At 69.0% G+C, this 16773-nt stretch carries 20 protein-coding genes and 1 pseudogene; 7 read left to right on the forward strand and 14 right to left on the reverse strand.

The genetic code is table 11. The features are described from left to right. On the forward strand, positions 1-1831 hold a 1831-nt coding region (locus ABD908_RS22540), incomplete at its 5' end, for an ABC transporter ATP-binding protein (RefSeq protein ID WP_345000243.1). Between the two features lie 21 nt (positions 1832-1852). Here the strand turns inward: ABD908_RS22540 and ABD908_RS22545 are convergent. After that, a complete protein-coding gene (locus ABD908_RS22545; RefSeq protein WP_345000246.1) occupies positions 1853-2104 on the reverse strand; it encodes a hypothetical protein in 252 nt (83 codons plus the stop codon). Positions 2105-2674: 570 nt separating this feature from the next. Between ABD908_RS22545 and ABD908_RS22550 the strand changes: the two genes are divergently transcribed. Continuing rightward, entirely contained in the window at positions 2675-3541 is an 867-nt protein-coding gene (locus tag ABD908_RS22550; RefSeq protein ID WP_345000248.1) for an acyl-[acyl-carrier-protein] thioesterase, read from the forward strand. A 229-nt stretch (positions 3542-3770) separates the two neighbouring features. Further along, positions 3771-3914 carry a hypothetical protein gene (locus ABD908_RS22555; protein ID WP_345000250.1) on the forward strand — a complete coding sequence of 48 codons (144 nt, stop codon included), beginning with the start codon at positions 3771-3773 and terminating at the stop codon, positions 3912-3914. 10 nt (positions 3915-3924) lie between these two features. Here ABD908_RS22555 and ABD908_RS22560 read toward each other — a convergent pair whose 3' ends face one another. Together ABD908_RS22560 and ABD908_RS22565 are read right to left on the reverse strand one after the other, a co-directional pair. Next, positions 3925-4281, reverse strand: a complete 357-nt coding sequence (locus ABD908_RS22560) for an RNA-binding S4 domain-containing protein (RefSeq protein WP_345000252.1) — start codon at positions 4279-4281, stop codon at positions 3925-3927. Between the two features lie 3 nt (positions 4282-4284). Next, a complete protein-coding gene (locus ABD908_RS22565) occupies positions 4285-4494 on the reverse strand; it encodes a hypothetical protein (RefSeq protein WP_345000254.1) in 210 nt (69 codons plus the stop codon). 70 nt (positions 4495-4564) lie between these two features. Here ABD908_RS22565 and ABD908_RS22570 point away from each other — a divergent pair, with 70 nt between their 5' ends. Then, positions 4565-5017 (forward strand): SixA phosphatase family protein, encoded by a 453-nt coding sequence (locus ABD908_RS22570; RefSeq protein WP_345000256.1) that lies wholly within the window; start codon positions 4565-4567, stop codon positions 5015-5017. A 10-nt stretch (positions 5018-5027) separates the two neighbouring features. After that, entirely contained in the window at positions 5028-5459 is a 432-nt protein-coding gene (locus tag ABD908_RS22575; RefSeq protein WP_345000258.1) for a SixA phosphatase family protein, read from the forward strand. 27 nt (positions 5460-5486) lie between these two features. On the opposite strand, the gene ABD908_RS22580 is transcribed toward ABD908_RS22575, so the two are convergent. The 5 genes from ABD908_RS22580 to ABD908_RS22600 form a co-directional block, all read right to left on the reverse strand. After that, positions 5487-6239 (reverse strand): SDR family oxidoreductase, encoded by a 753-nt coding sequence (locus ABD908_RS22580; protein WP_345000260.1) that lies wholly within the window; start codon positions 6237-6239, stop codon positions 5487-5489. A 74-nt stretch (positions 6240-6313) separates the two neighbouring features. After that, positions 6314-6838 carry a flavodoxin gene (locus ABD908_RS22585; RefSeq protein WP_345000262.1) on the reverse strand — a complete coding sequence of 175 codons (525 nt, stop codon included), beginning with the start codon at positions 6836-6838 and terminating at the stop codon, positions 6314-6316. Next, entirely contained in the window at positions 6835-7374 is a 540-nt protein-coding gene (locus ABD908_RS22590) for an SDR family NAD(P)-dependent oxidoreductase (RefSeq protein WP_345000265.1), read from the reverse strand. Before ABD908_RS22590 ends, ABD908_RS22585 begins: the two co-directional genes overlap by 4 nt. Positions 7375-7496: 122 nt before the next feature. Further along, a complete protein-coding gene (locus ABD908_RS22595; RefSeq protein WP_345000267.1) occupies positions 7497-8669 on the reverse strand; it encodes an iron-containing alcohol dehydrogenase family protein in 1173 nt (390 codons plus the stop codon). Positions 8670-8931: 262 nt separating this feature from the next. Next, positions 8932-9774: an alpha/beta fold hydrolase gene (locus ABD908_RS22600; RefSeq protein ID WP_345000269.1), complete on the reverse strand. Its 843-nt coding sequence runs from the start codon at positions 9772-9774 to the stop codon at positions 8932-8934. Between the two features lie 183 nt (positions 9775-9957). On the opposite strand from ABD908_RS22600, the gene ABD908_RS22605 reads away from it, so the two are divergent. Next, positions 9958-11145, forward strand: coding sequence for a CaiB/BaiF CoA transferase family protein (locus ABD908_RS22605; RefSeq protein ID WP_345000271.1), 1188 nt, complete (start codon positions 9958-9960; stop codon positions 11143-11145). A gap of 141 nt (positions 11146-11286) precedes the next feature. Here the strand turns inward: ABD908_RS22605 and ABD908_RS27705 are convergent, their stop codons facing one another. After that, positions 11287-11547, reverse strand: a complete 261-nt coding sequence (locus ABD908_RS27705; RefSeq protein ID WP_425584403.1) for a hypothetical protein — start codon at positions 11545-11547, stop codon at positions 11287-11289. On the opposite strand from ABD908_RS27705, the pseudogene ABD908_RS22615 reads away from it, so the two are divergent. Beyond that, positions 11435-11677, forward strand: a pseudogene (locus tag ABD908_RS22615) (sensor histidine kinase); the annotation flags it as partial. The gene ABD908_RS27705 and the pseudogene ABD908_RS22615 overlap by 113 nt on opposite strands. A gap of 191 nt (positions 11678-11868) precedes the next feature. Here the strand turns inward: ABD908_RS22615 and ABD908_RS22620 are convergent. The 5 genes from ABD908_RS22620 to ABD908_RS22640 all read right to left on the reverse strand — a co-directional run. Next, positions 11869-12636: an IclR family transcriptional regulator gene (locus ABD908_RS22620; protein ID WP_345000273.1), complete on the reverse strand. Its 768-nt coding sequence runs from the start codon at positions 12634-12636 to the stop codon at positions 11869-11871. A gap of 200 nt (positions 12637-12836) precedes the next feature. After that, on the reverse strand, positions 12837-13670 hold the full coding sequence (locus ABD908_RS22625) for an N-acyl homoserine lactonase family protein (protein WP_345000275.1): 834 nt from the start codon (positions 13668-13670) through the stop codon (positions 12837-12839). 146 nt (positions 13671-13816) lie between these two features. Further along, a complete protein-coding gene (locus ABD908_RS22630; RefSeq protein WP_345000277.1) occupies positions 13817-14860 on the reverse strand; it encodes an NAD(P)-dependent alcohol dehydrogenase in 1044 nt (347 codons plus the stop codon). Between the two features lie 13 nt (positions 14861-14873). After that, complete coding sequence (locus tag ABD908_RS22635; RefSeq protein WP_425584402.1) at positions 14874-16226, reverse strand: aldehyde dehydrogenase family protein; 1353 nt, start codon at positions 16224-16226, stop codon at positions 14874-14876. 305 nt (positions 16227-16531) lie between these two features. Further along, positions 16532-16773: acyl-CoA dehydrogenase family protein (locus tag ABD908_RS22640; RefSeq protein WP_345000123.1), on the reverse strand; the 242-nt coding region annotated here is incomplete at its 5' end.

Consider the following 16773-nt stretch of genomic DNA (forward strand, 5'->3'; position numbering starts at 1 on the left):
GGCGCTGGCGCCGACGCCGGAGCTGCTCGCGAAGGTCGAGGCGCTGCCGCCGGTGCGCGACCACGCCGAGGTGGACCTGGTCGCCGAGTCGCGCCACCTGCGCGAGTTCTCGCTGCCGCTGCTGCTGCGCTGGTTCCGGCGGCCGCTGGCGCTGGGCCTGCTGCTGGTGGTTATCGACGCGGCCGCCGGGCTGGTCGGCCCGTACCTGATGAAGCACGGTATCGACGCCGGGGTGGTGCAGGGGTCGGAGGCCGCGCTGTGGATAGCGGCCGGCCTGTTTCTGGTGGTGGTGCTGGTCGACTTCGTGGACAGCATGGCGGCGACGCTGGTGACCGGCCGCACCGCCGAGCGGATCATGCTGTCACTGCGGGTGCGGGTGTGGGCGCAGCTGCAGCGGCTGTCGCTGGACTACTACGAGCGCGAGATGGCCGGCCGCATCATGACGCGAATGACCACCGACGTCGACCAGTTCGAGTCGCTGGTCGAGAACGGGCTGCTCAACGCACTGGTGGCGGGCGTGACGTTCGTCGGAGTGGGCGTGGCGCTCGTGGGCCTCGACCTGGAGCTGGGCCTGATCACCCTGAGCGTGATCGTCCCGCTGGCGGCGGCCACGGTGTGGTTCCGGCGCCGCTCGGCGCGCCTGTACAGCCTCTCCCGCGACCGCATCGCCGCGGTGAACGCCGACTTCCAGGAGGGCCTGTCGGGCGTCCGGGAGGCGCAGGCGTACCGGCACGAGGTGCTCACGAACGAGCGGTTCCACGAGCTGGGCGCCAAGTACCTGCGATCGCGGGTCGCGGCCCAGCGGCTGGTGGCGACGTACTTCCCGTTCGTGCAGTTCCTGGCGGCCGTGGCCGACGCCCTGGTGCTGGGTGTGGGCGCCACGCTGGTGCCGACCGGGGCGTTGACGGTGGGCGCCCTGGTCGCGTTCCTGCTGTACATCGATCTGTTCTTCGCGCCGATCCAGCAGCTGTCGCAGGTGTTCGATGCCTGGCAGCAGACGCGGGTGTCGGTGTCGCGGATCGCGGACCTGATGGCGCTGGACACGCTGACGCCGTCACCGTCGGACCCCGACCGGCCGGGCCGGCTGCGCGGCGCGGTGACGCTGCGCGACGTGCACTTCGGCTACCCGAATTCCGGGGCGGGCGAGGCGCTTCGGGGCGTGGACCTGCACGTTCCGGAGGGCCGGACGGTGGCGCTGGTCGGCGAGACCGGGGCGGGCAAGTCGACGGTGCTCAAGCTGCTCGCCCGGTTCTACGACCCGGCGGAGGGCACCGTGACCCTGGACGGCCACGACCTGCGGCGGCTCGACCTCCACGACTTCCGCTCACATCTGGGGTACGTCCCGCAGGAGTCGTTCCTGTTCACCGGCACCGTGCGGGACAACATCGCCTACAGCCGGCCTGAGGCAACCGATGCCGACGTCGAGGCCGCGGCGCGGGCGGTGGGCGCGCACGACGCGATCGCCGCGCTCCCCCACGGCTATCGCACGGTGCTCGGCGAGCGCGGGGGCTCCCTGTCGGCGGGCCAGCGGCAGCTGATCGCGCTCGCACGGGCCGAGCTCGCCGAACCCGCGCTGCTGCTGCTCGACGAGGCCACGGCGAACCTGGACCTCGCCGCCGAGGCGCGCGTCACCGCCGCCATGGACCGGGTATCCCGTAGTCGGACCACGATCCTCATCGCGCACCGGCTACCCACCGCGCGGCTCGCCGACCGGATCGCGGTGCTCGACCGGGGGCGGGTCGCAGAGCTCGGCTCGCACGACGAGCTGATCGCACTGGGCGGCATCTACTCCCGGATGTGGCAGGCGTTCGAGACGGCGTCGGCGGGGTAGGGCTGAGGCCGGGCGTCGCAGTCAGGCCGGGAGGCGGCCCTCGTAGACGTCGAAGACCCACTGCGGTGTCTCCTGACCGAAGCGGCGGTCGAGAATGATCAACGTCTCCGCGCTCAGGATGCGTGACTCCGGGGTACTGCCCGCGAGATCCCATGGACTCGCAGCACGTTGGGCGCGACTCTCTTCGAGTGACATCCGACGCTCATCGCTCTGCTCCGCTACGCCGGCGCCCGATTCGTCATCGCTCGACATTGCGCTCACCTCCTCATCCACGGCGACCACCATGATCCCGCAATCCGAACTCCTGGACAATGGCCCGCACGAGGAGAGCCTCACTCGCAGTGATGAGAGGTGACCTGACGATCGCGACGATGACCGCGCGGCCGAAACGTTCCTCATTCGGATCCAGCGACCGTGCCCTCGCAGCCGCCTACTCGAACCGCCGCCACCACTCTGCGCGGGCGTCGTGCTCCATCCTGACCCGGCGATCCTCGGCGCGCACATCGCGACGACCTCGACCGCTGCCACATCGTCACCAGCACCCCGCAGGTAGCCATCACGCCCACGGCCAACGTCGCCCATACCTGTGCAATCAACGCTTCTCTCCCCCTGCGGCTCCCCCGAACCGCACGTCCGAATTCTAGGTCGACGGATCGCCGCGGCAGGCCGATTCGGACTCCGGCGCGACGTGGCGGCGCGATGGGCCGTCGTGACCCCCACGCTGCGTCCGAGCCCTGAGCGAAGGGACGACCTTCGGGGGCCGGTGACCCGCTGGGGATCGCGACGTCGGGCGGGGCCGGCGACGAAGCGCTGGCACCGGCACCGAACGCCTATAGTCGGCCCGTGGCCCCCGATACCAAGCCGACCGCACCGACACCCACGACGTACGAGTTCCTGCAGGACACGCCGCCGGGACCGTCGTTCGAGCGCGGTTGGCCGGTCCGGACCGGCGACGTCGACCCCGAGCGCCGGGTGCGACTCGACGGTATCGCCCGATACGCGCAGGACATGGCCAACGACGAGATGTTCCACCGAGGCTTCCAGGCCACCGACCCGTACTGGCTGGTGCGGCGCACGATCATCGATGTGCTCGAGCCGCTGCACTGGCCGTCCGACGTGACGCTGACCCGCTGGTGCGAGTCGACCAGCTCGCGGTGGTGCAACATGCGGATCACCATGACCGGCTCCGCGGGCGGCCGCGTCGAGACCGAAGGCTTCTGGATCCGGTTCAACGCCGACAACGGGATGCCGACGCACATCAGCGACGGCGGCATGCAATACCTCACGCAGTACGTGACCGAGACCCGGCTGCGGTGGAAGGCGCTGAACACCGAGCCGATGCCGGCACCGTCGGCCACGGATCGCGAGTTCGATCTGCGCGCAACAGACTTCGACCCGTTCCAGCACCTCAACAACGCCGCATACTGGCAGCTGGTCGAGGACGACCTCAGCGGCGACCCGCTGCTGGCCGGCCCGCATCGCGGCATCATCGAGTACCTGCAGCCGCTGCCGCTGGGCTCGCGCGTACAGATGCGGACGGTGCGCGACGACGCGGGCTATCGGCTGTGGCTGGTGCGGCTCGGCGACGACGGTGTCGCGAGCGACAAACCCGCGGCGACCGTCAGCGTGGTGCCGCTGCCCGGCGAGAAGTTCGCGCCCGCCCCGCCGTGGCCTCCAGAGCAGGTGGACGCGGTGGAGTGGAAGGACTAGCTTCCTGCCACCTGTAGGGCGCCCGTCTCCGCGACCGGCGGTAGCGCTGAGATCGACGGAATTTTTTTGACCGAGGCGCCGCGACCTGCGGTGTCACGTCGACAAGCCGCAAAATAATGTCGATCTCAGCGGCGCCCGCCGACATCGGCAGGCCCGGTCGAGCCCGGGCACAGAATCCGCTCGAAGCCGCGCGGACCGCTCGACGCGATGGGGCCATTAGGCTGAGGGCATGTGCTATCCCACGCAGTGCGAGGTGTGCGGCAAGATCACCTGGGCCGGCTGCGGCGAACACGTCGCGGACGTGCGCGCGACGGTTCCCCCGGAGCAGTGGTGCGCGGGCCACGCGCAGCAGGCGTCCCAGCCGCAACGCTGACGGTGCCGGCTCACTCCCGCCCGAGCAGCCGATCGAGTTCGCGGCGGTCGCGTTTGGTCGGCCGCCCCGCACCCCGGTCGCGGTGCGGCATCGACGCGATGATCTCGCGCGGTGGCGGCGGCGGGCTGTGGTCGATGTAGCAGCTCACGGCCACGGGCGCGCCGACCCGTTTCGCGATCAGCTGCGCCACCTCGACGATGCGCTCACGCCCGTCGAGCCGCACCCGGACCTCGTCGCCGACGGTGATGTTCTGGGCGGGTTTCGCGGTCGCGCCGTTCACGCGCACATGCCCACCGCGGCACGCGCTCGCTGCGGCCGACCGGGTCTTGGTCAGCCGCACCGCCCACAGCCAGGCGTCGACCCGCACCCGTCAGCGCCCGCGCAGCAGCCGCGACAGCCCGTAGGCGCCCAGCGCGGCGAACGCCAGCAGCAGGACTATCCCGAGCCCCGTGCTCACGACCCAGCCCACCGCGATGATCACCACCGCCGGGGCGGCCATCGCCGCGAGCATCCCGGGATGCTGCTTCGCCACGTCCAGCGCGGCCTTCCGCCGTGCGGGATCGAGCTCTTTGCCAGCCATGTCCCCAATGTACCCATCGGTGCGGCGGGCGGTCTGCGTCGAATCCCACGCCGCTGGAATGATCGCCCGTGTGACCGTCCTGATCCTCATGCGCCACGGCGCTGCGGCGATGCTGCTGCCCGACGCCGACCGCCCGCTCACCGACGACGGTGTCGCGGAGGCCGCGGCCACCGGCGCGTGGCTACGCGAGACCGGGCTGGCACCCGACCTGGCGCTGGTGTCGTCGGCGCGGCGGACCCGGGAGACGTTCGCGGCCACCGGCGTCGACTGCCCGGCGGAGGTGCTCGGGGAGCTGTACAACTGCGAGCCCGAGGACGTGTTCGCCGCCGTCAACGCGGTATGTCCCGACGCAGAGACGCTGCTCGTGGTCGGCCACTTCCCCGCGATCCCCGAGGTGGCGCACCTGCTCGCGCCCGGCGCCGACGTCCCGGGCTTCTCGACGGGCACCGTCGCCGCTTTCACGCTGACCCCGGGCCCGATTGCTCCTGGTTCCGGGACCCTGCTCGATTCGTTCAGCCCGTAGACTGCCGCGCATGGACAGCGTGATCCTGCTGCGGCACGGAAAGTCGTCGTATCCCGACGATGTCGAGGATCAGGACCGTCCGCTCGCATCCCGTGGCACGCGCCAGGCGGCGCTGGCCGGATCATGGATCCGGAGCCAGGGCCTCGACGTCGACCTGGTGCTGTGCTCGCCGGCGACGCGCACCCGCCAGACGCTCGAGCTCTCGGGCATCGACGCGAGGGTCGAGTACGTCAAGAAGCTGTACGGGGCGACCGGCTCGCAGATCGTGGACATCGTGCATGCGAAGGCGGGCACGGCGAAGACGGTGCTCGTGGTGGGCCACGACCCCGGCCTCGCAGAGGCGGCCGTGCAGCTCGACCCCACCTTCACCTACACCAAGTTCCCCACCTCGGCGTTCGCCGTCGTGCGCGACGGGAACGCCGAGCTGTTCGTCCCGCGCTGAGCCATCCCGCGATGAGCCGGCGGACAGTCAGCCCAGCTGCGTCGCCGGACGGACGAGGACCTCGTTGATCGCCAGGTGCCGCGGACGCGACAGCACGAACGCGATGATCTCGGCGATCTCGCCGGGCTTCACCGTCGCCGCGTCGTACCCTTTTTGGACGGCCTCTCGCGTCGCCGCGTGCGTGATGTGCGTCGGGAGTTCGGTGTCGACGACGCCGGGCTCGATCAGCGTCACCCGCACGTCGGGCAGCAGCTCCTGGCGCATCGACTCGGACCAACCGTTGACCCCCCACTTCGTGGCGGCGTAGACGCCGTTGGTCGCCCTGGCGGTGCGACCTGCGACCGAGGAGATGTTGATCAGGTCGCCGCCGCCGCGCTTCCGCTGGTCGCTGCTCTTCAACTGGTCGAGGAACACCTCGGTGGCGGTGAGCGTGCCGAGCAGGTTCACCTCCACCATCGCGCGGTAGTCGTCGCGCTGATCCGCGGAGAACGGGCCGAGCAGCATCGTGCCGGCGTTGTTGACCAGCACGTCGGCGCCGCCGAGCTCGGCCTGCACACGCCCGGCGGCGGCCACGAGGGCATCCCGGTCGGTAACGTCGGCACGGATCGCGATGGCGCCGTCGCCGAGCTCGGCGGCGAGAGCATCGATCCGATCGGCCCGGCGCGCGAGCAGCGCCACGCGGTAACCGTCGGCGTGCAGGGCGCGGGCGGTGGCTGCGCCGATACCAGACGAGGCGCCGGTGATGACGGCGGTGCGAGCAGCGGTCTGTGGGTCGGCCATAGGGGTCTCCTTGTTGTTCGTGTTCTGATGGGTTGTGCTGGTCTGCTATGTCGGTCTGCTGCAGGACGCCGGGATCACCCGACGCCGTTCGCGCGCAGCCATGCGTCGAGCTCGGGCGCAGCGCCGTCGACCTCGTCGCCCAGGACGGCCAAACCGTCACGGATATCACTGTCGGGTAGCGCTTTTCGGTAGTCGGAGTCGATGCCGCTCATACCGCTCATCGCATGGGTCACGAACGGCATGACTGTCACGCCGGCGAGCTCGACCGCGTCGAGGAACGTGTACATGATCATGGGCGCGCGCATGTTCCACACGGGACTGCCGAGGAGGACCACCTCGTAGCCCGCGATGGCCGGGAGCGGGTCTGCGATGGCGGGCCGGGCGTCCGCCTCCTGCTCCCGGACGTTGCGCGCCACCGTCGGGTCATAGGTGTCCGAGTACGGGTCTGCCGCCTCGATAGCGTAAGTGTCGCAGCCGATCCGGTCCGCGATCATTCCCGCGAGGACCGCGGTGTTACCGACCTCGAGGTTCCGGCGGCCGCCGCGGTAGTAGTTCTCGCCGTTCCGGGAGAAGTAGACGAGCAGCGCCCGCTCCGTCACCGCCCGGCCTCGACGAAGTCGGTGGTCACGCTGAGCGGAGCCCACTCGTCTATCTCGCGGATCCGCTCCTGCATCTCGTCGCGGACGACTCGGACGGCATCGGTGCCGAGTAGCAGGCGGAACGGGGCACTCTCGCCGGTGACGGTGTGGATGATCACCTGGGCCGCGCGGTCGGGATCGCCCGGCTGGGTGCCGTGGGTCCGGTCGTGCTCCTTGCGGCGCCGCCCGGCGGTGTCGGCGTAGTCGTCGACGACGGTCCGCGACTGGGTCAGGGAGCGGCCCGCGAAATCGGTCCGGAACGCGCCGGGCTCGACCACCATGACGCGGATGCCGAGGGGCGCCACCTCTCGACGCAACGCGTCGGACACACCCTCGAGCGCGAGTTTCGTCGCGCTGTAGTAACCCGAGCCGGGGTTCGACCGCGGCGCTCCGATCGAGGAGACGTTGACGACGGTGCCGGACCGGCGGTCCAGCACCGCGCGCGCGAGCGCCGCCCCCAAGCCGCTCGACGCTCCCGTGATGAACCAGGTGGTCATCGCCGTCTCCTCCTCGGTACGTATCGGATCCCGGGCCCGTCGAGGCCGGCCATGCACCCATTCCATCGCATCGCACGGATGCGTGGGAGGACACGCCTATCCGTGTACTGGCAGTTACCCCCTCACCACGCGGCGGACAGCAGATCGACGACCTCTGAGTGGGTAGGCACACGCGGACCGGCGGTGATAGCCCAATCGTCCATCGCGTGATCGGCGGCCTCGATCAGGGCTGCTTGCATGACACCTACGTCGCGCAACCGGGTCGGCACGTCGAAGGAAGCGATGAGGTCGACGGTCGCCGCGACCGCGGCCTGAGGCGTGCGGTCGGATACCCGGAGGACGTCGGCGATCAGCTCGAACCGGTGCGGGACCGCATCCGCGATGAAGCGCATCGCGTGTGGCAACAGGAGCGCCTCGACAACTCCGTTGGGCGCGCTCGAGCGGGGGCCTATTGCATGCGAGAGTGCCTGCGCCAGACCGCCTCCGGTGAAGTCGCTGCCCTGTCCGCTCATGAGTGCGGCAAGCATGAGCTGCAGTCGAGGTGCGCTGGCGGCTGGATCGCGGCGCACCTGCGGGAGCCATTCGACAACGGTCCGCAACGCCTGTGCCAGAAGCGCATCGGCCAGCGGGTCCACGGTGCGCGCCAGTAGTCCCTCCACAGCCATCGAGAGCACATTCAGCGAGGCCGAGCGCACCAGCTGCTCGGGCGCGGTGCCCGCCAGGACGGGGTCGGCGGCGATGCCCTGCGCCCGGATCTTCGGGTCGTACAGTGCCAGGCGCTCCCCGGTCTCCGGATCTCGCACGGCGGCACCGGCTTTCGCGTAGGCCGATGTCGGGGTGCTCGGCACCACCCACTGCGGCAGCTTCGGCGCGGACAGCCGCGGACTGACGAGCGTGCCGTCGGCGGCGCGATGGGTGCACAGCTCCCGCACGTCCCGGCCCTCGGCGAGCAGGATGGAGGCCGCGCGGGCCGTGACCACGGCCGATCCACCGCCCACGGCGATAACGGTGTCCGCATCGTGATCGGCCAGGAAGGCGCGCGCCTCTTCGACCGCCGGCAGCGGGCTCTGCTCGACGACGCCGTCGAAGACGCCGACCAGACGGTCACCGAAGGCGTCGCGGAGCCGATCCGCCGACTGCTGATGACCGAACACCGGTGGGACGGTGATGATCACCGCACGCCTGGCGCCCGCGCGATCGAGCTCACCTACGAGTCTGCGCAGGGCGTCGTCGCCACAGAAGGTGCGGAAGGCCGGCGTCACGTGTCGCAGGCGAAGATCGGTGTCGATGGTCATGGCCGGCTCTCTTCTCGGTCGTCGGGATGGACGAGCGCGGTCGACCATCCCATTGTCTCCGTAATTACGAATTATGATGCGTAATTACATATAGCGTTGTAGGTGTCGCAGACGATGTCAAGCGCTGCACGGCCGCGGTGGATCGACGCCCCGCCGTGGATGGAAGTGGTCGGGCCGCCGACCGACGGCCCGACCACCAGCCCCGGACGGCCCTGCATGGGTAGTAGGAGGACCAGAACCGCCCGGGGTGCTTCAGGCGCCCCTAGCACGCACGGTCGAGGAAGCGGTCGACGATCGGGGCGAGAACGTCGGGCCGGGTGATCAGGTCGAGGTGTCCGCCGGAGTGTCGGTGCACGGTGGCCCGCGGCAGCAGGGTGCGCATGATCGTGGCGTTGACGGCGGGGACGATCTGGTCATCGCCGCCGGAGATGACCAGCGTCGGTTGCCGGATCAGGGGGAGCGCGAGGATCGACGTCCAGAGGGCGCCCGCGAGGAGCTGTTGGAGGTAGGCGGTTCGCGATCGTCGCGGCGCGCACTCGTGCATGGGCGCGGTCAGCACTGTCCGCCAACCGCCACGCATATGCCCTCCATACAGGCTTCCGGCGACGGCCGCGGCGTAGTCGCGATCGTCGAAGCGGCGCGGGGTGAGCATCTTGGTGAGCACGTTCGGAGCAGCCGGGACCATGACCGCCCCCGTCGCGGTTGCGACCAGCACCAGGCGGCGGCACCGGCGCGGGTGCCGCAGGGCGAGCTGCTGCGCGACCGCGCCACCCCACGACAGACCTAGGGCATCGAAGGTGTCGATGCCCAGCTCGTCGAGCGCGCGGGTGACTGAATGCGCCAGGCCGGGAATGGTGTAGGGCACGCGGGTCGACGGGGAGCCTCCCGCGCCGGGGGCGTCGAACCGCAGCACCGGCCGGTTCGGGTCGAGGGCGGCGACGGACGGGTCCAGGACGTCGAACCCGACCCCGATGCCGTTGCACAACACCAGCGGTGTCCCTGGGCCGGGCCGGTAGTGGACGTTTAGCCGCGTGCCGACGACGCCGACCACCGCCATCCGATCCGACGCAGCGGTGCGCGGCGCCCGGGCTGACGTCGACATCATAGCCGCAAACTCCTCAAAGTTCGTAGTAACGAAGTATTATTCGTTATTTCGGAATAATACATCTGGGTCCGCCGGTCGGCAAGCGGATGCCCCAATGCGTCGGCGCCGTATTGACAGCGTGGCCGCGGCCTCCTAGCGTTCCCATTGGCATACTGTAGTTCTTATTATCGAACGGAGTCTCTGATGGCTGCTCTCACCGGGGTGAAGGTGATCTGCGTCGGCCAGTTCTACTTCGCGCCGTACTGCTCGATGCTGCTCGCCCGGCTCGGCGCCGAGGTGCTCAAGATCGAGGCCCCCCAGGGTGATCCCTACCGCCGGCTCTCCACCGCCACCGAGGACGGCACATCGGTGCAGTTCAGCATGCTCAACTCAGGGAAGCGGGCGATGCGTCTGGACCTGAAGTCCGAGGAGGGGCGCGATGTCCTCCGTGGGCTTGCCGAGCACTCCGACGTGCTGGTACAGAATCTGTCGCCGGGGGCCATGGACCGGTTCGGGCTCGGGTACGACGCCCTCAGCGCGATCAACCCGCGACTGGTGATGGCGTCGGGCACGGGATTCGGATCCTTCGGCCCCTACGCCGGTCAGCCGGCGATGGACCTGACGGTCCAGGCACGGACCGCAGTGATGAGTACGACGGGGTTCCCGGACGGCCCGCCCGTACGCACCGGCCCGTCGATCGTCGACTTCATGGCCGGCGTCCACCTGTTCAGCGGCATCCTCGCCGCGCTGTACCAGCGCGAGCACACCGGCCGCGGGCAGCACGTCGAGGTCTCTCTACAGGACGCGATCCTGCCCTCGCTGTCGTCGAACATCGCCGGGATGATCAACAGCGGCGGGACGATGCCCGAGCGCACCGGAAACGCGCACGGCGGACTCGCCGTAGTCCCCTACAACGCGTACCCGACGACCGATGGCTGGGTGACGGTGCTGTGCCCGACGCAAGCCCACTGGGAGCGCTTGGTCGCGGTGATGGACGACCCCGAAGCACAGTCGGACAAGTTCGCCACCATGGGCGACCGGTGCGAGAACGCCGACGAGGTCGACGTCATCGTCGGACGATGGACGAGTCGTCTGACCAAGGCTCAGGTAGGCGAGAAGCTCGCAGGCACGGCCATCCCGACCGCACCGGTCGTCGGTCTCGCCGAGCTGATGGAGGACGAACACGTCGCCGCCCGCGGGGTCCTGCGGTGGATGCAGGACGATGCTGGGCAGTGGCTGACGCTGGGCAGCCCGCTGTTCCTGTCGGACTCGCCCATCGTCGAACCGACCCGGGCGCCCCGGCTCGGCGAGGACACCGACGCGGTCCTCCGCGACACACTCGGGATGAGCGACGAGAAGATCGCCGAGCTACACCGCACCGGCGTGGTGTGAGCGAGCCCTGAGGCGTCGGCCTCCGAACGCGAGCACGTTCCGGAGGCCGATACCGACATGAATACAGTCGAAGTGACTCGGCCGGACTGGAGAGGTCCATGCCCGACGTCGCAGACCGCGGCGCCTCGGCATCGGTTGTCTCTAGCGGTCGGGTCTCTCGCGGGTCGCCGACGGAGCGGCCTCGGGAGGGCTGCCGCCCATCATGCGCAGCATGCCGATTCCGCCGGTGCGGACGAACCGGACGGTGAGCGTCGCGGTGAGCGCGAGCGCAGCGATATTCAGCCAGGTGGTGTACCTCAGCAACGCGCTCCGGCACACACCCGCGGGCGGAACAGTCACCATCGCCAGCACACCCGCCGACGAGGCCGTCTCCATCACCGTGACGGACACCGGTGACGTCATCGCCGCCGAGCACCTGCCGCACATCTTCGACCGTTTCTACCGCTGCGACCCCTCCCGAGCCCGCACCAGTGCGGGCAGCGGCGCCGGCCTGACCATCACCCGTGGAATCGCCGAAGCCCACAGTGGAACCCTCACCGCGACCAGCCCGGGGCCGGGGCGCGGTAGCAGATTCACCATGACCATCCCCCCGCGCGGACTGAGCTGTTCGGGAGCGGACACGGATGTCGGCTGTCTCCGACAGGAACCGGACGGGAGCACGCCGACTCCGGTAGCAACCCTGTGGACTCGGGATGGGATCCCCCGGTCACGCCCGCGCCGCGATCAGTTGGCGGCCGACCGCGCGCTCCAGCGGTCGACGTGCTCGAGCAGCAACGCCGACAGCTCGGCCTCACGGGCACGCATCTCCGCCGTCCGCCCGACGAGCGTGACCTCGGCGGCCGCGCGCCCAGTCGGCCCACCGACCACGGTGCCGAGTGCGTACTGAGTGCCCGAGTGGAGGGTGTTCCGGGCGATCCGGGTCATGACGATCTGGTCGAACTCGCTGAAGAACCGGTCGATGAGTTCTGCCTCGCTGTCGGGACGCCGCCGGAGATAGGCGTCGCGTTGGTCGGCGGGCATCGCCGCGAGCAGAGCCTTTCCACCCGCGGTCTCGAGCAGCCCGCGGCGGATGTTGGACCGTGCGCCGAAGCTCGGCAGCAGCTCGGCGCCGATCTCGGAGACATAGATCAGGTTGTCCCCGGCCGGCACGCCCAGGAAGACGGTGATCCCGGCCGCCTCGTGCAGCGCCATCAGGTCGGCGTCGGTGACCGCTCCGGCACGGAGATGCCCGCTGGCGAGGGTCAAGCCGTACAGGGCGGGCCCGATGTAGAACCGGGTGTCGTCCTGGTGCAGCCACCCCGCCGCGATGAGCCCGCGCACGAAGCCGTGCACCGAACTCTTCGGCGCGTCCAGCGCGCGGGACAGATCGGTGAACGTCATTCCCGGGTGGTAGACCACCTCTTCGAGTATTTTGGTGACACGGTCGATCGTCCGGTGGTGCTGCGGTGCACGCTCGACGGGCGGATCGTTCGCTTCCGATGTCGCAGACACACTACCCCTTTCCGTTGATACGAATCAGAGTACGACAGTCTGAACCGCCGGTCGAGCGGGCCAGGCTCAGCGGCCTGTGAACTGTGGCACTCGCTTCCCGATCGGGGCGGCATCGATCACGGTCAGGGGGACCTTCCGACATGATCGAAGCCGAGCAGCGCGGATCACTGGCTACCGCGGGAGCCTGCAGCCACGCTGCGCTAGGCGACCGGGACGGTGTCCGCGTCCGGCAAGCGGCGGGTGAGGTCGACGCAACCGTCAGCGATGCGTTCGAACCTGCTCATCACGAGCGGATCGTGGCCCGGCACGACCCAGGTGTCCGGGCGAGCGGCGAGCTCGCGCAGGTAGTCGTAGCAGCGGTACATGCCCTCGAGATCGTTGAACAGGAAGAACGGGCGGTCCTTGTCGATCTCTTCGTAGAAGTGGGCGGCGTCGGACGCCAGCACTACCAGACCCGCGTCGGTGGAGACCTGGGTGATGATCTGCCCAGGCGTGTGCCCCCGGAACGGCGTGACGGTGATCCCCGGTAGGATCTCGGTCTCCTCCTCGATCCACCGTAGCCGCCCCGCCTGGGCGAGCCGCTGTATCGCCACCACCTCATCAGGCTGGCTGGCGCAGGCGAAAAAGGCCCGGTCGGCGTACGGCCCGGTCCAGAAGTCGTACTCCGCGTCGGCGATGGTGAACTGCGCATGCGGAAACAGGTCGAGACAGCCCACATGATCGAAATGCATGTGCGAGATGACGACATGGTCCACATCCGCCGGCTCCACGCCGAAGTGTCGTAGCGCCTCCTCCGGGTCGATGCCCGACACCGGGAATCCGCGAGCGTGCGCGGTGGCCAGTCTCATCCCGCAATCGACCAGGACCACCAGATCGCCGCGCCGGATCACCCAGAAGTAGAAGCTGATCGGCGCGAGAACGTCCCGCTCACCGTATTGCTCGAACTGGTGATAGTAGCTCGACTTGTCCTGTGTCATCGAAGCGTATTCGACCGCCACGACTTCGTAGCCCTGCTGGTCGGTGGTCGGCGTCATCTGCTTTCGTCTCCTTTATTCGACACACATCATTGGTTCGGTACGCCATTCGTTCGGCACACCGTCCGCACTTCTTCCTGGCCAAGCACTCGTAGGGGACCGTGCGCGCGCCCGATCCCCTACGAACCCCGCCGCAGCGGGTTGATCTAACCGATGGTGCTCACGTCGATGACGAAGCGGTACCGGACGTCGCCGGCGGCGACCCGGTCGAATGCGGCGTCGATGTAGTCGGCGTCGATCACCTCGACCTCCGCGCCGATCCCGTGCTCGCTGCAGAAGTCGAGCATCTCCTGCGTCTCGGCGATGCCACCGACGAGCGTCCCCGCGAGGGAGCGCCTGTTGTAGAGGAGAGAGAACACGTCCAGGCTGATCGGATTCTTGGGAACGCCCAGGTTGACCAGGATCCCGTCCAGGGCGAGCATGCCCAGGAACTTGTCGTAGTCGAGGTTCGCCGGCACGGTGGACACGATCAGGTCGAAGGCCCCGGCGAAGTCGTCGAATACCGTCGGGTCGGTGGTGAGGCGGTAGTCGTCGGCGCCTCGCCGAATAGCGTCGGCCTGCTTGTCCATGGTCAGGTCGAGGACCGTGGTGTGGGCGCCCAGTGCCTTCGAGATCGACACGCCGACGTGGCCGAGCCCGCCGAAGCCGACGATGGCGACCCTGCTGCCGGGGCCGGCCTTCCAGTGCCGCAGTGGCGAGTACAGGGTGATCCCGGCACACAGCAGCGGCGCCGCCTCCTGCAGCGACAGCCCGTCGGGGATGCGGACGATGTAGGCCTCGTCCACGACGATCTTCTCGCTGTAGCCGCCCTGGGTCGACTTCCCGTCCCGCCCGATCGAGTTGTAGGTCCGGACGTGCCCGTTGCGACAGTACGGTTCGAGGCCGGCACGGCAGTAGTCGCACTCACGGCACGAGTCGACCATGCAGCCGACACCCACCCGGTCGCCCACCACGAAGCGGGTCACCTCTGATCCCACCGCGGACACGATGCCCGCGATCTCATGCCCGGGAACCAGCGGGTAGTCGGTGGTGCCGAACTCGCTGCGGGCACGACTGACGTCGGTGTGGCAGATCCCCGAGAACGCGATGTCGATCAGCACGTCGGTGGGCCCGACGTCGCGGCGTTCGATGACGGTCGCGACGAACGGGGCGCCGGGCGCGGCGGTGGAGCGGGCTTTGACGCTGATCATCGATGTCTCCCCCTCAGCCGATCGCCTTGTACTCGAGGTACTCCTCGATTCCGTACCGGCCGAACTCCCGCCCGATCCCGGACAGCTTGAACCCGCCGTGCGGGGCGCGCTTGTTGATCGCCGAGCCGTTGATCCGGATGCGACCGGCGCGCAGCCTGCTCGCGGCGGCCTTCGCACGCTCAGGGTCACCCGCCCAGATCGCGCCGGCGAGCCCGTACTCGGTGTCGTTGGCGATCGCGAAGGCATCGTCCTCATCGTCGAACGGGATGATGGTGATGACCGGCCCGAAGATCTCCTCGCGGGCGACGCGGAGGCTGTTGTCGCCGGAGAAGACGGTGGGGCGCACGAAGTATCCGCGTTCGAGGCCTTCGGGCGCCTCGGGGCCGCCGGTCAGCAGCTTGGCACCCTCGGCAATGCCGGACCGGATGTAGTCACGCACGCGTCGCAGCTGATTCGCGTTCGAGACCGGCCCGAGGGTGGTCTCCGGGTCGTACGGGTCGCCGAGCACATAGCTCTCGGCCTTGCGGATCGCGAACTCCTCCGCCTCGGCCAGCCGCGCGCGGGGCACCAGGACACGGGTCAGCGCGCCGCACGCCTGGCCGGTGTTGCGGAACGCGTCCTCGATGCCGTCCTCGATCGCTGCCTGCAGGTCGGCGTCCTCGAGGATGATGTTCGCCGACTTCCCGCCGAGCTCGAGCAAGACCCGCTTGACCGACTGCGAGGCCACCTCCATGACACGGCGCCCCGCGCGGGTCGAGCCGGTCAGAGACACCACGTCGACGAGCGGGTGGGTCACCAGCGCCTCACCCACGTCCGGTCCGGCACCGGAGACGAGGTTGAACACACCCGCGGGCAGACCGGCTGCCTCGGCGATCTCGGCGAAGATGAACGAGCTCAGCGGGGCGACCTCGGTCCCCTTCAGCACCACGGTGCAACCGGCGGCGATCGCTGCGCCCGCCTTGTTGGTCACCATCCCCATCGGGCCGTTCCACGGGGTGATCGCGCCGACCACGCCCGCGGCCGCCCGAGTGACGGTAGTGTGCCCGACCTGCTCGTTCCAGGTGATGTCGGACAGGCTATCGGCGAGGCACTGCAGGTCCCCCACGGCGCTGGCGGTGTGCGCCTGCTCGACGAACTTCACGGGATAGCCGAGCTCGCTGACGATCGCGGCGGTGATGTCGTCGGCGCGTGCCTCGGTCTGCTTGGCGAGCTCGCGGAACATCTCGATCCGCTCGTCGACGGTGGTCTGTGACCATGTGGGGAAGGCGTCGGCGGCTGCCTGTGCGGCGGCGTCGACGTCCTCCCGGGCGCCGGCGGGGATCGTAGCGACGGTCTCCTCGGTCACCGGGTTGGTGACAGTGAGCACATCCGATCCGGCCGAAGGGACCCAAGCACCGTTGATGAAAATCTCGTCGCGTTCGATCACCGAACACTCCCGTCTGTCTTTGTCGTCGCTCCACCCCGCTGCCGCGCGGCGATACGACGAGTCGTCTCCAGCTTGTGCACCGGGTCTGAAGCCCGGTAGCACTATCCCAATCGTGGTCGTATATGCGAATTAGTGATCGGAATCACGATCAACGATACGTGTCCGGTTGCACACTGTCAATCCTCAGACGCCCCAAGGAGATGCCACGATCCTCGTATTCACCAGCGCCCGAAGATGATTCACACTCAGCGCAGTAGCTGGCGCGACATCACCAAGCGCTGCACCTGGTTGGTGCCCTCATAGATCTGGGTGATCTTCGCATCGCGCATCATCCGCTCCACCGGGAAGTCCCGCGTGTAGCCGGCACCACCGAGCAACTGCACCGCATCGGTCGTCACATCCATCGCCACATCCGACGCGAAGCACTTCGACGCCGAGCTGATGAACCCCAGATTCTTCTCGCCCCGCTCCGCCCGAGCCGCAGCCG

Source organism: Tsukamurella soli (assembly GCF_039541155.1).
In the GTDB taxonomy this organism is placed as follows: Bacteria; Actinomycetota; Actinomycetes; order Mycobacteriales; family Mycobacteriaceae; genus Tsukamurella; species Tsukamurella soli.